Annotated in this window: 12 protein-coding genes; 10 read left to right on the top strand and 2 right to left on the bottom strand. The window is 72.4% G+C overall.

Annotation, left to right across the window (positions count from 1 at the left end; translation table 11 throughout):
• Window positions 1-151 precede the first annotated feature (151 nt).
• Complete coding sequence (locus ACXR2U_RS15290) at window positions 152-1,750, bottom strand: serine/threonine-protein kinase (RefSeq protein WP_458825914.1); 1,599 nt, start codon at window positions 1,748-1,750, stop codon at window positions 152-154.
• Window positions 1,751-1,846: 96 nt separating this feature from the next.
• On the opposite strand from ACXR2U_RS15290, the gene ACXR2U_RS15285 reads away from it, so the two are divergent.
• Entirely contained in the window at window positions 1,847-3,070 is a 1,224-nt protein-coding gene (locus ACXR2U_RS15285) for an NAD(P)/FAD-dependent oxidoreductase (protein WP_458825913.1), read from the top strand.
• Window positions 3,071-3,099: 29 nt separating this feature from the next.
• A complete protein-coding gene (locus ACXR2U_RS15280) occupies window positions 3,100-3,828 on the top strand; it encodes a Type 1 glutamine amidotransferase-like domain-containing protein (RefSeq protein WP_458825912.1) in 729 nt (242 codons plus the stop codon).
• 2 nt (window positions 3,829-3,830) lie between these two features.
• Here ACXR2U_RS15280 and ACXR2U_RS15275 read toward each other — a convergent pair whose 3' ends face one another.
• Complete coding sequence (locus ACXR2U_RS15275) at window positions 3,831-5,963, bottom strand: MMPL family transporter (RefSeq protein ID WP_458825923.1); 2,133 nt, start codon at window positions 5,961-5,963, stop codon at window positions 3,831-3,833.
• Window positions 5,964-6,207: 244 nt separating this feature from the next.
• Between ACXR2U_RS15275 and lipB the strand changes: the two genes are divergently transcribed.
• The 8 genes from lipB to ACXR2U_RS15235 all read left to right on the top strand — a co-directional run bounded on the left by lipB (window position 6,208) and on the right by ACXR2U_RS15235 (window position 14,364).
• Window positions 6,208-6,897 (top strand): lipoyl(octanoyl) transferase LipB, encoded by a 690-nt coding sequence (gene lipB / locus ACXR2U_RS15270; protein ID WP_458825911.1) that lies wholly within the window; start codon window positions 6,208-6,210, stop codon window positions 6,895-6,897.
• The gene (gene lipA / locus ACXR2U_RS15265; RefSeq protein WP_458825910.1) at window positions 6,894-7,859 is read left to right on the top strand and encodes a lipoyl synthase; all 966 of its coding nucleotides are present in this window, start codon (window positions 6,894-6,896) and stop codon (window positions 7,857-7,859) included. Before lipB ends, lipA begins: the two co-directional genes overlap by 4 nt.
• A 51-nt stretch (window positions 7,860-7,910) precedes the next feature.
• Window positions 7,911-8,672 carry a DUF4191 domain-containing protein gene (locus ACXR2U_RS15260; protein ID WP_458825909.1) on the top strand — a complete coding sequence of 254 codons (762 nt, stop codon included), beginning with the start codon at window positions 7,911-7,913 and terminating at the stop codon, window positions 8,670-8,672.
• 17 nt (window positions 8,673-8,689) lie between these two features.
• Window positions 8,690-9,136 (top strand): RDD family protein, encoded by a 447-nt coding sequence (locus ACXR2U_RS15255; RefSeq protein ID WP_458825908.1) that lies wholly within the window; start codon window positions 8,690-8,692, stop codon window positions 9,134-9,136.
• 101 nt (window positions 9,137-9,237) lie between these two features.
• Entirely contained in the window at window positions 9,238-10,662 is a 1,425-nt protein-coding gene (gene glnA, locus ACXR2U_RS15250; protein WP_458825907.1) for a type I glutamate--ammonia ligase, read from the top strand.
• A 109-nt stretch (window positions 10,663-10,771) separates the two neighbouring features.
• Window positions 10,772-11,761 carry an alpha/beta hydrolase gene (locus ACXR2U_RS15245; protein ID WP_458825922.1) on the top strand — a complete coding sequence of 330 codons (990 nt, stop codon included), beginning with the start codon at window positions 10,772-10,774 and terminating at the stop codon, window positions 11,759-11,761.
• 76 nt (window positions 11,762-11,837) lie between these two features.
• On the top strand, window positions 11,838-12,905 hold the full coding sequence (locus tag ACXR2U_RS15240) for an alkene reductase (protein ID WP_458825906.1): 1,068 nt from the start codon (window positions 11,838-11,840) through the stop codon (window positions 12,903-12,905).
• A 190-nt stretch (window positions 12,906-13,095) separates the two neighbouring features.
• Window positions 13,096-14,364, top strand: coding sequence for a choice-of-anchor P family protein (locus tag ACXR2U_RS15235; RefSeq protein WP_458825905.1), 1,269 nt, complete (start codon window positions 13,096-13,098; stop codon window positions 14,362-14,364).
• The last annotated feature ends 86 nt before the right edge of the window (window positions 14,365-14,450 follow it).

Genomic DNA, 14,450 nt, shown 5'->3' with positions numbered 1-14,450 from the left:
GACCTGGCCCGGGTCCTGCTCGCGCTGCACGACGGGCTCGCCGTGCAGCACCTGCTCGACCCGCGGGCGCGGCTGCGTCCGCTGCGCGAGGGCGCGCTGCAGGCCGTCGCCCGGGCGGCCCTGGACGGCGACGGGCTGCGGGCGACGAACGTCAGCGGGTCGACTGGGCGGTGATGCGGTAGCCGGACCCGACGGCGGTGAGGGTGACGGCGAGTGGAGTGGCTGCGAGGCCCTCGACCGGTTCGTCGGCACGGCCCGGGCACACCCGCACCGACGGCGCCAGGGTCGCCGTCACCTGCAGGGTCACCTGCGCCGGGTGGTCTGCGGGCACGGATGCGACGTCGGGTTGCACGTCGGTGTAGGTCGTCGTTGCACCCTGCAACGAACACCCGTTCGGGACCTGGGTGGCGAGGGTGGCGCGGTCGGCAGCGAGCAACCCCCCGTCGGCGTAGACGCCTGACAGGGCCGAGGGATCCCGCGCGGCGAAGGCGCCGACCCGGGCGCGGTCGAGGCCCGCGAGGACGTCGCCCCAGGTCGCGGGCGCGGCCCCGGCCGGCGACGCCGCCGCAGGTGTCGCACCGCCGCCCACCGGACCCGGCATGGCCGCCCGGGCGTCGGACGGGTCGCCACGGCCTCCGAGCACGACCCCGCCGCCGACCACCACCGCGGTGATGACGACCGACACCGCTCCGGCCACCAGCAGCCGCCGACGCGGCGAGGCCGGCCGGTCACGGCGTCCGGTGGGGGCCAGGTGCCGACCACGCCGCCGGGACGGCGACGACGTGACACCGGCCGTCGACCCGTGGTCCTCCAGGTCCTCCACCGAGAACGTCTCGCGCTCGCCCGTCGGCAGGGGCGTGCCCGTCCACACCGCGAGTTCCACGCCGTCGACTCCCACGGCCCGGCCCGCGTCGAAGTCGACCGCCACCGGACGCGCCGCCCGGCCGAGGTCGAGCGCGAACGCGGCCGCGCTCGGGCGCAGGTGCGGTTCACGGCGCAGCGCGTCCAGCAGCACGTGGGCGAGGGCCGGCGGCACGTCCGCGAGCGCGCGGCGCAGGGGGCGGACGTCACCGCGGGCCGCGCGGGCCAGGGCCACCCCGGGCAACGGGTCCGGCCAGGGCGGCGCGCCGGTGAGGGCGTGGAAGGCCGTCGCGGCCAGCATGAACACGTCCGACGACGTCGACGGCTGACCACCGTTCGCGACGAGCGGGTCGGCGTACGCAGCGGTCGTCCGGACCTCGCCGTACGCCCCGATCACCCGGGCGACGCCGAGGTCGGCCAGCAGCGGCATCCCGTCGGCGCTGAAGAGCAGGTTGGCGGGCGTGACGTCCCCGTGGACGAACGACTGCCCGTGCACGTGCGCCAGGGCGAGTGCGACCGGGGCGATGGTCGTCACGACCTCACCGGGCGCGAGGCGACCCCGCCGTCGCAGCAGGTCGGCGAGCGAACCGGCCTCGGCGAGGTCGAGCACGAGCGCGAGGCCGTGGCGCCCGCTGCCCGGGAAGCGGACGGGGACGACGTCCTGCAACCGGATGAGGTGCTCGTGGTCGAGCCCGCGCAACGCGGCCGCCTCGGCCAGCGCCGCGCCCGGAGCGGCGCCGTCGGCGAGCGGCAGCAGCTTCACCGCGGCCGGCTCACCGCCACCGACGGGGACCGCGTGCCACACCTGCGCCGAGCCCCCGACGCCGAGCAGACGGGTGAGGTCCCAGCCCTCGACCTCGGGCACGACGGCGGGCTCCACGGTGCGCACGGACCGGAGCGTAGGACGGTCCGCGCGTCCGACCGGCCCGTTGTCCACAGGCCCCCGCGAGGGCGTTCGTCGTCCACAGGGCTTAGCGTGCGAGGGGTGGAACGTGGTAGGAGCGCCGTGGTGGTCGGCGCCGGACTCGCGGGCCTCGCCGCCGCGCGCACCCTCGTCGCGGCCGGGTGGCAGGTGCGGGTGCTCGAGGCGTCCGACGCGCCCGGGGGGCGGGTGCGCACCGACCTCGTCGACGGTTTCCGCATCGACCGCGGCTTCCAGGTCCTCAACTCCGCCTATCCGGAACTGGCCACGCTCGGCGCACTCGCCCACCGTGACGACGCCGTCTTCGCGCGGGGCGCGTTGCTCTACCGCGACGGTCGACGCCACCGCGTCCTCGACCCGCGCCGGGACCCGAGCTCCGCACCCGGCGATCTCGCCGCGCCGATCGGCTCGCTGCGGGAGAAGGCCGTGCTGGCCGCGTTCCTCGCCGAGTGCGGCTACGCCTCACCCGACCGCATCCGGCGTCGCACCGACGTCGCGTTCCGCGACCAACTGCGGGCCTGGCGGCTCGACGGCCCCGTGACCGACCGCTTCGTCCGACCGTTCCTCGCGGGCGTCCTGCTCGAGGACACGTTGACGACCTCGGCCCGCTACGTCGACCTGGTGTGGCGCACATTCGTGCGGGGCGACGTCTACGTGCCCTCGAGCGGCATGCAGGACTTCCCCGCGACCCTCGCGGGCAACCTGCCCGCCGACACCGTCGTGTACGGCGCGCGGGTCGACGCCGTGCGACCGGGCGAGGTGGACACCGGCGAGAAGACCGAACGCGCCGACGCCGTCGTCCTGGCCGCCGACCCCCGCACCGCCGCCGGCCTGCTCGGCTGGGACGCCCCGGCGATGCACGACGTCACCACGGTGTGGCACGCCGCGCCGACTCCACCGACCCGCGAACCCCTGCTGCTGCTGGACAGCGAAGGGGGTCCGGTCGTCAACTCCGTCGTCATGACCAACGTCGCGCCCGCCTACTCCCCGGACTCCCGCGCGCTGGTCGCGAGCTCCAACCTCGGCATCGGCACCCTCGGCGAACAGGACCGCCGCGACCACTTGGCGCGGGTCTGGGGCGTCGACGTCACGAACTGGGAGACCGTCGCGGTGTCCGAGGTGCGCGACGCGTTGCCGTCGCTGCCCGCCGGGAGCCGCTTCCGCAAGCCGGTCACCGTCGCGCCGGGCCTGTACGTCGCGGGTGACTGGCGGGACACGCCGTCGACACAGGGCGCGTTGGTCTCGGGTCGGCGCGCGGCGCGCGCGGCGATCGCCCACGCCGCGTGACGATCGCGACCGATCGGTAGATTCCGCCCGTGCCCGCCGACGCGCCCACCATCCTCGCCACCTCCGGTGGCGCCACGTACTCGCCGCGCCTGAACTGGGAGCCGGCCGCGCTCACCCACCACGCGGTCGATCTCGCGGGTGTGACCGGCCGGGCGCCGAAGGTCTGCTTCCTGGCCACCGCCAGCGGCGACGACGACCGGTTGATCAAGACCTTCTACGCCAACGCGTCGGCGCTCGGGTGGCAGGGCAGCCACCTGCAGCTGTTCACGATGCCCAACGTCGAGGACATGCGCGAGCACCTGCTGGGCCAGGACGTCGTGTGGGTGTGGGGCGGCAGCGTCGCGGGCCTGCTCGCGATGTGGCGCCTGCACGGCGTCGACGAGATCTTCCGCGAGGTGTGGCAGGCGCGCGTCGTCCTCACGGGGGTGTCGGCCGGGTCGCTGTGCTGGCACGTCGGCGGCACCACCGACAGCTTCGGTCCGGACCTGCGCCCGATCACCAACGGCCTCGGGCTGCTGCCGTACTCCAACGGCGTCCACTACGACAGCGAGGAACAGCGGCGCCCGCTGTTCCAGTCCCTCGTCGCCGACGGGACCCTGCCCGACGGCTACGCCACGGACGACGGCGTGGGCCTGCTGTACCGCGGCACGGAGTTCGTCGAGGCCCTGGCCGAACGGGACGACGCCGGCGCCTACCGTGTCGAACGCGGACCCGAGGGCACCGCCGTCGAGACCCCGCTCGACGTCACCCGCCTCTAGGGCTACTCCGCCCCGGCCGCCAACCGCGACGACCACCAGATCTTCCGGCCGATGTCGTGCGAGAGGGCCGGCACGAGGATCGAGCGGACGATGAACGTGTCGAGCAGGACGCCGAACGCCACGGCGAAGCCCACCTCGGCGAGCACGACCAGCGGCAACACGCCGAGCACGGCGAACGTCGACGCCAGCACCAGACCGGCCGACGTGATGACGCCGCCGGTGACCGCGAGGCCGCGGGTGATGCCCCGGTGGGTGCCGACCTCGAGGGTCTCCTCCCGGATGCGGGTCATGAGGAAGATGTTGTAGTCGATCCCCAGAGCCACGAGGAAGACGAACGCGTAGAGCACGAACGACGTGTCGGCCGCGGCGAACCCGAAGACGTGCTGGAAGAAGAACCCGCTGACCCCGAGGGTCGCGAAGAACGAGAGCACGACCGTTGCAATGAGCAACAACGGTGCCACCAGCGCCCGCAGCAGCAGCGCCAGCACGACGAGGATCACGACCAGCACGATCGGGATGATGACGTTGCGGTCGCGGTTGGCTGCGTTCGCGACGTCGAGGTTGGCGGCCGTCGACCCACCCACCAGCGCGTCGGCACCGGGCACGGCGTGGACGGCGTCGCGCAACCGCTCGATGGTGGCGGTGGCGGCCGGTGAGTCGTACGACGACACCAACTGCGCCTGCAGGACGGTCCGGCCCTCCTTCGGCTGCACCGAGAAGTCCGACGGCAGGCAGCCGTCCGCGCCGGGCCGGACCTGCTGTCCGGACGCGAACGCGTCGGCGAGCTTGCGGTAGTCCGGCTGCAGGCAGACCGCACCGGGGACGTCGGTCGCGACGCCGTCGGTCGCCTCCACGGCGTCGGTCACCGCGCCGAGCGCCGACGCGTTCAGCACGATGATCGCGGGCGCCCCTGCTCCCTGGTCGAACTTCGCGTTGTAGATCTCCTGACCCGTGACGGCGTCCGGGGTGTTCGTGAACTGCTCGGTGTTGGACAGCGTGCCCAGGTGCAGGTTGGGGATGAGCGCGACCAGCGCGAACAGCACGACGGCCACGGTGATCCAGCCGGCGCGGGCGTGGTCGCTGACGAACCCCGCGATGCGACCCCACACCGCGTGGGTCTGCATCTCGCTCTGGCCGTCGGGCCGGGGGCGCTTCGGCCAGAAGATCCAGCGCCCGGACACCGCCAGGAACACCGGCAGGAACGTCAACATCACCAGCACCGTGCACGCGATCCCGACCGCGCAGACCGGGCCCAGGCCGCTGTCGGCCTTCAGCGTGCCGAACAGCAGGCACAACAGGCCGAGGATGACGGTCGCGGCCGACGCCACGATCGCCGGCGCCGCGCCCTTCCACGCGCGCCACATCGCGTCGAAGCGGTTCTCGTAGTTGTGCAGTTCCTCGCGGTACCGGCTGACCAGCAGCAGGGCGTAGTCGGTTCCCGCGCCGATCACGAGGACCGAGAGGATCCCCTGACTCTGCCCGGACAACGTGATGAGGTCGGCCTTGGCGAGGTAGTAGACGACGATCGAGGAGACCCCGAGCGCCAGACCGGCCGACAGCAACGGGTAGATCCACAGCACCGGGCTGCGGTAGACCAGCAGCAGCAGGACGATCACCACCACACCGGCGATGCCGACCAGCTTGCCGTCGATGCCCGCGAAGGCGTCGATGAACGCCACGAGCAGCCCGCCCGGCCCGGCCGGGTGCACGGACACGCCGTCAGGAGCGTTGTCCTCTGCAACGGCGATGACCTTCTTCTCGACGTCGGCGAGGACGTCACCGTTGACCGTGTCGTCCCCGGTCGCGGCGACCAGCGGCACCTGCAACGACGCCGCGGTGCCGTCCTCGGACCAGGTGGTCACCCCGACCTGGTCCTGCGCGACGCCGTCGACGGCGACCAGCTTCGGCCGGGTCGCCTCGATGGCCTGCCTGTCGGCCGAGGTCAGCCCGCCGTCGCGCTGCCACACCACGAAGCCGGGGATGGTCGAGGAGTCCGAGAACACGTCCGCGACGTTCGACGCCTCGGTGGACTCCGCCGACTCCGGCAGGTACGCGGAGTTGTCGTTCTTCTGGACCTCACTGAGCTTGCCCTGGTAGCTGCCGCCGAGCCCGCCCAGCAGCAGCCAGACGATCATGATCACGACACCCGCACCGACCCGTTTCCACCCCCAGGCGCCGGAGGAACGGGCGACGTCCCCCCGCTCGTCACCGGAGGGCGACGGCGGCTTCTCGAGCGTGGGGGTGTCGGTCACGGGTCGCTCCTCGGTCGAGCGGGGCGGAGAACGGGTGGCGGTCGGCGCCCAGTCTCCCGAACCGACCCACCGCGGTCATCCGGGTTGTCCCTGAGCCCCCTCTCCGGGGCGGCGTACCGTCCGCGACGTGACCACGACCGCGCTCCCCGACACGCGACTGGCCGGCGCCCTCGACGTGCGCCGGCTCGGCCGGATGGCCTACGTCCCGGCGTGGGACCTGCAGCGCGAGGTCCACGCCGCCCGGGTGGCGGGTGACGCCCCCGACACCGTCCTGCTGGTGGAGCACGACCCCGTCTACACCGCGGGCAAGCGCACCGAACCGCACGAGCGTCCCGTCGACGGCACCCCGGTGGTCGAGGTCGACCGTGGCGGCAAGATCACCTGGCACGGCCCCGGCCAGCTGGTCGGCTACCCGATCCTCGCCCTGCCGGACCCGGTCGACGTCGTCGCCTACGTCCGGCGCATGGAGCGCATGCTCATGACCGTCTGCGGCGAGTTCGGCCTCGCGACCACGCAGGTCGAGGGCCGCAGCGGCGTCTGGCTGCCCGCCGACGACGGCTGGAACGGCGACCGCCCCCCGCGCCCGGAGCGCAAGATCGCGGCCATCGGCATCCGTGTCGCCCGGGGGGTCACCCTCCACGGCTTCGCGCTCAACGCCGACCCCGACCTCGCGGCGTACGGCGGCATCGTCCCCTGCGGGCTGGACGACGTCGGCGTGACCTCGCTGAGCGCCGAACTGGGCCGCGACGTCACGGTCGAGGAGGTCCTGCCGGTCGTGGAGGCGAACCTGGCGATGCTGCGTACCGTGGACGCGTGACCTCCGCACCACCGCAGGACCCCCAGCCCCAGGACGTCGCCGCGCCGGCCGGACGCAAGTTGCTCCGGCTCGAGCAGCGCAACGCCGAGACCCCCATCGAACGCAAGCCGGCGTGGATCAAGACCCGCGCCAAGATGGGCCCGGAGTACACCGCCGTGCGCAACCTGGTCGCGGCGGAGGGGCTGCACACCGTGTGCCAGTCCGCGGGCTGCCCCAACATCTACGAGTGCTGGGAGGACCGGGAGGCGACGTTCCTCATCGGCGGTGACCAGTGCACCCGCCGGTGTGACTTCTGCCAGATCGACACCGGCAAGCCCGCGCTCCTCGACCGCGACGAGCCCCGTCGCGTCGCCGAGTCCGTGCAGACCATGCAGCTGCGGTACGCCACGGTCACGGGCGTCGCCCGCGACGACCAGCCCGACGGCGGTGCGTGGCTCTACGCCGAGACCGTCCGCCAGATCCACGCCCTGAACCCCGGCACCGGCGTCGAGGTGCTGATCCCCGACTTCAACGCCGTCCCCGAGCAGCTGGCCGAGGTCTTCGGCTCGCGCCCGGAGGTGCTCGCCCACAACGTCGAGACCGTCCCGCGGATCTTCAAGCGCATCCGTCCCGGGTTCCGCTACGAGCGGTCGATGGGCGTGCTCACCTCGGCCCGCGAGGCGGGCCTGGTCACCAAGTCCAACCTGATTCTCGGCATGGGCGAGGAGCGCGAGGAGATCAGCCAGGCCTTGCAGGACCTCCACGACGCCGGCTGCGACCTGGTCACCATCACCCAGTACCTGCGCCCCTCGCCCCGGCACCACCCCGTCAGCCGGTGGGTCCGGCCCGAGGAGTTCGTGGAGCTGCGCGAGGAGGCCGAGGAGATCGGCTTCGCTGGCGTGCTGTCCGGGCCGTTGGTCCGGTCGTCGTACCGGGCGGGCCGGCTCTACCAGCAGGCCGTCGCCGCGCGCACCACCGCCTGAGCCCCGCACTCCCGGCGGCCCGGGCGTCCGGCCGCCGGTAACCTCGGTGCCATGGCGGCGACGAAGTCCGGGGCAGGGAAGCCCAAGCTGACGGGCGAGCAGAAGAAGGCCGCGCGCGCGGCGAAGCGGGTCCAGCGCAAGCAGACCTGGAAGAACCTGCTCCAGGCGTTCCAGATGACCCGCAAGACCGACAAGCTGCTCGTGCCGATCATGGTCGGCGCCTTCGTCGTCGTGGTGGCCGTGGTCTGGGCCATCGGGTCGCTCGCCCTCGGCCAGCCGCTGTACTTCACCCTTCCGCTCGGCGCCCTGCTCGGCCTCGCGGTCGCCATGCTGCTGTTCTCCCGCCGCGCCCAGACCTCGGCCTACAGCCAGGCCGAGGGCCAGCCCGGCGCCGCGGCGTACGTGCTGGACAACCTGCGCGGCGACTGGCGGGTCAAGCAGGCCGTCGCCGGCAACACCCACCTCGACGCCGTCCACCGCCTCATCGGCCGGCCCGGCATCGTCCTGGTCGGCGAGGGCGCCGCGCACCGCATCCGCGGCCTGGTGGCCCAGGAGAAGAAGAAGACCGCCCGGGTCGCGGGCGACACCCCGATCTACGACGTCATCGTCGGCCGCGACGACGACGAGGTCCCGCTGGCCAAGCTCAACGGCTACCTGATGCGGCTGCCGCGCAACCTGTCGGCCGAGCAGGTCAGCGCCCTCGACCGCCGCCTCGCCGCGCTCGGCGGTGGCAAGATGCCGCTGCCGCAGGGCCCGATGCCGCAGGGCGCCAAGATGCGCAACGTCGCCCGCACCGCCCGCCGCCGCAGCTGAACCCGACGCCCGCGACCATGTCCTCGACCGGCACCGCCCGCGGCGCGTCGCTCGGCCTGCCCGCCGACGGCCCGGGCTCCCCCGCGACCTTCGGCCCCCGCCTCGTCGCGCTCGTCGTGGACTCCGTGGCGTCCGTGCTGGTCGCGGCGCTCGTGCTCTCGTTCACCCCCCGCGACAACGACCTGCCGGGGGTCGCGAGCCACCTGCCGGGTACCTGGAGCCTGGTCCCCCTCGCGGTCGACTACCTCGTCGGCGCGCTGTTGACCGGCCAGACCCTCGGGATGTACTTCGTCAAGCTCCGGATGGTGGCGGTGGACCGGCAGCCCTCGCCGTCGCGGGTGCGGCCCCTGCAGCTCGTGATCCGGACCGTGCTGCTGTTCCTGTTCGTCCCGGCCGTGATCGTCGACCGCGACGGCCGCGGCCTGCACGACCGGATCAGCGGCACCGTGATCGTCCGCGCGTGAGCTCCGGCGTAGCGTCCCCACCGCGACACCGTGGAAACAACTCCGAAACCCCCTGTCCCTAGCCTTCCGCTGGAAGCACGTGGCCTACTCACGGAGGATGGATGTTCCAGAGCGCTGACGAGGTCCTGAAGTACATCAAGGACAACGACGTCGAATTCATCGACGTCCGGTTCACCGACCTGCCGGGTGTGCAGCAGCACTTCAACCTGCCGGCGTCGAACTTCGGACCGGAGGCCTTCACCGACGGCCAGATGTTCGACGGCTCGTCGATCCGCGGTTTCGCCTCGATCCACAAGTCCGACCTCAAGCTCATCCCGGACCCCGCGACGGCCTACGTCGACCCGTTCCGCAAGGCCAAGACGATCGCGATCAACCACTCGATCGTCGAGCCGCGCACGGGTGAGCCGTACGAGCGTGACCCGCGCCAGGTGGCGACCAAGGCCGAGGCCTACCTGAAGTCGACCGGCATCGCCGACACCACGTACTTCGGCCCCGAGGCCGAGTTCTACATCTTCGACGAGGTCCGGTACGAGACGAGCATGAACGGCTCGTTCTACAAGGTCGACTCCGAAGAGGGTTACTGGAACACCGGTCGTGACGAGGAGGGCGGCAACCTCGGCTACAAGACCAACGTCAAGGGCGGCTACTTCCCCGTCTCGCCGTACGACCACCAGGCCGACCTGCGCGACGAGATGAGCACCGAGCTCATGAACGCCGGGCTCAAGCTCGAGCGCGCGCACCACGAGGTCGGCACCGGCGGTCAGGCCGAGATCAACTACCAGTTCAACACCCTCACGCACGCCGCGGACGAGGTGCTGTTGTTCAAGTACATCATCAAGAACGTTGCATGGCGCAACGGCAAGTCGGCGACCTTCATGCCGAAGCCGTTGTTCGGTGACAACGGCTCGGGCATGCACTGCCACCAGTCGTTGTGGAAGGACGGCGACCCGCTGTTCTACGACGAGCTCGGCTACGCCGGTCTCTCGGACATCGCGCGCTACTACGTCGGCGGCCTGCTGCACCACGCGCCGTCACTGCTGGCCTTCACCAACCCGACGGTCAACAGCTACCACCGTCTGGTGCCGGGCTACGAGGCGCCGGTCAACCTGGTCTACAGCGCGGGCAACCGCTCGGCGTGCATCCGCGTGCCGATCACCGGGACCTCGCCGAAGGCCAAGCGCATCGAGTTCCGCGTGCCCGACCCGTCGTGCAACCCGTACCTGGCGTTCGCCGCGATGATGATGGCGGGCCTCGACGGCATCAAGAACAAGATCGAGCCGCCGACCCCGGTCGACAAGGACCTCTACGAGCTCCCGCCGGACGAGGCCAAGTCGATCCCCCAGGTGCCGGGCTCGCTCGCCGCGGTCCTCGACAACCTCGAGGACGACCACGCCTACCTCACAGAGGGCGGCGTGTTCACCGAGGACCTCATCTCGGCGTGGATCACCTACAAGCGCGACAACGAGGTGGACCCGGTGCGCCTGCGCCCCCACCCCTACGAGTTCGACCTCTACTACAACATCTGATCCATCCCGCCCGCCCGCACATCTGATCCATCCCGCCTCCCGCACCTCTGACCAGCCCTCACAGCCCCGGTCGACCGTCGTCGACCGGGGCTGTGCGGCGTCCGGCACAATCGCCGCCGTGACCTGGGCACCGGACATCCTCGGCGACGGCTACTCCCGCCTCGACCTCGAACTCGGCGACGACCCCGACGGCGAGGGGGCGATCGAGGCGGTGCTGGTACGGCGGGAGGTGCGTCCCGGCGAGACCGTCCACGGCGCCGTGCTGTACGTGCACGGGTTCAGCGACTACTTCTTCCAGACCGAGCTCGCGGACTTCTGCGCCGCCCGGGGCCTCGCCTTCCACGCCCTCGACCTGCGCAAGTCCGGCCGGTCCCGTCGGCCGGGGCAGACCGCCCACTACGTGTCCGACCTCGCCCTCCACGACCTCGAACTGGACCGGAGCCTCGAGGTCGTCGCCGAGGCGCACCCCGGGCTCCCGGTGGTCGTGGTGGCCCACTCGACCGGCGGGTTGATCGTCCCGTTGTGGCTGGACCGCCGCCGCGCGGGCGACCGCCTGGCGCCCGTCGCGGGGATCGTGCTCAACAGCCCGTGGTTCGACCTGCAGGGCAAGCCGGTCCAGCGCGGCCCGCTGACCCAGGCCATGCGTGGCATCGCGAAGGTCCAGCCGAGCCGCACCGTCGCCACCCTGCCGGGCGTCTACGGCGCGACCCTGCACACCAGCGGCACCGGCGAGTGGGACTTCGACCTCGACCTCAAGCCCCTCGCGGGGTTCCCGGTGACGGTCGGGTGGCTCAACGCCGTCCGCCGCGGGCACGCCCAGCTGCACCGGGGCCTCGACGTCGGCGTGCCCTCACTCGTCCTGCGCAGCGACGCCTCGCACTTCGCCACCGGGTACAGCGAGCGCAGCGACCGCGCCGACAACGTGCTCGACGTCCGGCAGATCGCCCGGTGGGCGGGCTGCCTCGGCGACGAGACCACCATCGTGCCGATCCCCGGCGCCCGGCACGACGTGTACCTCTCGCAGGTCGAGGCCCGCCAGCGGGCCTACGAGGTCACCGGCGACTGGCTGGCCCGGCACGGCTTCCCGCCGACCGGCTGATCCTCACGTCCGCCCCCGCCACGCGGGGAGGCTCACAACCGGGAAGTCCCGCACGGCCGCCGCTGCTGGACCTGACGTGACTTCTCTGTTCGAGCCGATCGAGGTCGGCAAGTTGACCCTGTCCAACCGCATCGCCATGGCGCCGCTGACCCGCAACCGTGCCGGCGCCGGCCAGGTCCCGCGGGAGATCGCCGCGCAGTACTACGGCCAGCGGGCGGGCGTCGGGCTGATCATCACCGAGGGGACCCAGCCCAGCGCCGTCGGTCAGGGCTACCTCGACACCCCCGGCATCCACACCGAGGAGCAGGTCGAGGGCTGGCGCGCCGTCGCCGACGCCGTGCACGCACGCGGTGGCCACATCGTCGTCCAGCTCATGCACACCGGCCGGATCGGCCACCCCGACAACACCCCCGTGCCGGACCTCGTCGCGCCGAGCGCGATCGCCGCGCCCGGCCAGATCGTCACCGCGACCGGTCAGCAGGACTTCCCCACGCCCCGTGCCCTCGCCACCGAGGAGATCCCCGCGGTTGTCGGCGAGTTCGTCCACGCGGCCCGCAGCGCGGTCGAGGCGGGTCTCGACGGGGTCGAGATCCACGCGGCGAACGGGTACCTGGTGCACCAGTTCCTCGCCCCGTCCTCCAACGTCCGCACCGACGCCTACGGCGGCAGCCCGGAGAACCGGGCGCGCTTCGCGGTGGAGGTCGTGACGGCGGTCGCCGAGGCCATCGGCCCGGAACGGGTGGGCATCCGCATCAGCCCGTCGCACAACATCCAGGGCGCGGTCGAGGACGACCCGGAGGCGACGGCGACGACCTACCGCACGCTGGTCGACGCCATCGCACCGCTCGGGCTCGCGTACCTCTCCTACCTCGCCGACCCGCGCGCGGAGCTGACCCGCGACCTGCGGACCCGCTTCGGCGGACCCGTGATCGGCAACGACGGCTTCGGCGAGGTCACCACGCAGGAGTCGGCGCAGGCCCTGCTGGACGAAGGCCTCGCCGACCTCGTCGCGGTCGGTCGGCTCGCGATCGCCAACCCGGACCTGGTCGAGCGTTGGCGCACCGGCGCACCGCTGAACGAGCCGGACAGCGCGACCTTCTACGGCGGCGACGCCGAGGGATACGTCGACTACCCGACGCTCTGAGGTCGCCCGGCCGCCGGATCGATCGAGGGCGACTGCTGCTGCCTGCAACAGTCCCCGGTGATGGTCCGGCGGCCGGATCTCTTCACTTCGAGAGGTTGCCGCTCCGACAAGATCCCTACACCGATTTCACCTAATCTGCTCTCGCCGACCCCCCGGTCAGGACGACACCGCGCGAGAGACAGGACCTCCCATGCCCCACACCCGAGCCGCCGCCGCGGTCACCACGCTGCTCACCGCCGCCGCGGTGACCGTGGCGACCGCCGCGCCGGCCACCGCCGCGCCGACGACGAAGAGCCCGCTGTTCGGCGCGACCGCCGCCGGGATCGCGGCCACCCTGCTCGGTGGCCTCGCGAACTCCGGCCCGACCGCCCCGGTGGCGATCACCACGCGCAGCACGAGCAAGTCCGGCAGCACCACCGCCGCGTCCGCCACCATCCCCGGCCTGCTCAACGCCGGCGAGGTCCGCACCGACGTCTCGACGGCGCGCAACGCGAAGAACACCGCCACGATCGTCACCGGCCACGCCCGCACCGCCGGTGTCAACATCCTCGGCGGCACGCTCACCCTCAGCGCGATCGACACCCGTTCGTCGCTGACCGTCAAGCCGGACAAGGTCGCGGGCACCGCCCAGAGCACCTTCACCAACCTCAAGATCACCGGGCAGGCCGTCATCAACGGCACCGTGGCACCCAACACGACCATCGAGGTCCCCGGTGTCGCCCGCATCGTGCTCAACGCCTCCGGCGTCGCCGGCGGCATCCACGAGGGCATGGCGGTCTCGACCGGCATCCTCGTCACGGTGCTCAGCGGCTCCGCGGTCGGCTCGACCATCGCCATCAACCCGACCACGGCCCAGACGCAGTACGTCAGCCCGCTCTACGCGCCGCTCAACGGGCTCGCCTTCTCCGCCGCGGTCACCGCCGAGAGCGACGCCTCGGCCAGCATCGGCCCGCTCGGCGCGATCGGCATGCCGACCACCGGCACCAAGGGCACGGACATCAGCGCGAACGTCGCGTCGTCGAACCTCGCCGGTCTCGGCACCCTGGGCACGGCCACCTCGACGGCCAACGGCACCGCGACCAACAAGGGGTCGCGCAGCACGATGGTCAACACCATCGCCGGGCTGAACCTGCTGGGCGGGCTCATCACCGCCGACAACGTGACCACCCGAGCCGAGGTCACGCTCTCCGGCGCCGGCGTCTACACGCCGACGTCGACGGTCGACTTCGTCAACCTGCGCATCGCGAACACGCCGATCGCGTTGAACGTCGCACCCAACACGACCGTCGCCCTGCCGGGTGTCGGCGGGGTGGTCATCCGCGGCACGGCGACGACGGCCAACGCCGCAGCGGGTGCCGCCCTCACGATCGCCCTGACCACGGCCGCCTTCGGCCTGCCGGCGGGCGCGACGATCACCATCGGGTTCGCCTACGCGAGCGTCATGCCGAACGACCTCTGAGCGGGCCCGGCAGTACCCGCGACCCCCGGACCGGCCCCGGACGACACCCGTCGTCCGGGGCCGGTCCGCGTCCGGGACCGACGGCG

Source organism: Jatrophihabitans sp. YIM 134969 (assembly GCF_054456675.1).
The sequence above is the reverse complement of the archived record's forward strand: the minus strand, read 5'-3'. Positions and strand labels throughout refer to the sequence as shown.

Bases quoted from the DNA above. Each gene is read 5' to 3' on its own strand.
- ACXR2U_RS15275 (WP_458825923.1), bottom strand. From the start codon at position 5,963: ATGATCGTCTGGCTGCTGCTGGGCGGGCTCGGCGGCAGCTACCAGGGC.
- ACXR2U_RS15260 (WP_458825909.1), top strand. From the start codon at position 7,911: ATGGCGGCGACGAAGTCCGGGGCAGGGAAGCCCAAGCTGACGGGCGAG.
- ACXR2U_RS15255 (WP_458825908.1), top strand. From the start codon at position 8,690: ATGTCCTCGACCGGCACCGCCCGCGGCGCGTCGCTCGGCCTGCCCGCC.
- glnA (WP_458825907.1), top strand. From the start codon at position 9,238: ATGTTCCAGAGCGCTGACGAGGTCCTGAAGTACATCAAGGACAACGAC.
- ACXR2U_RS15235 (WP_458825905.1), top strand. From the start codon at position 13,096: ATGCCCCACACCCGAGCCGCCGCCGCGGTCACCACGCTGCTCACCGCC.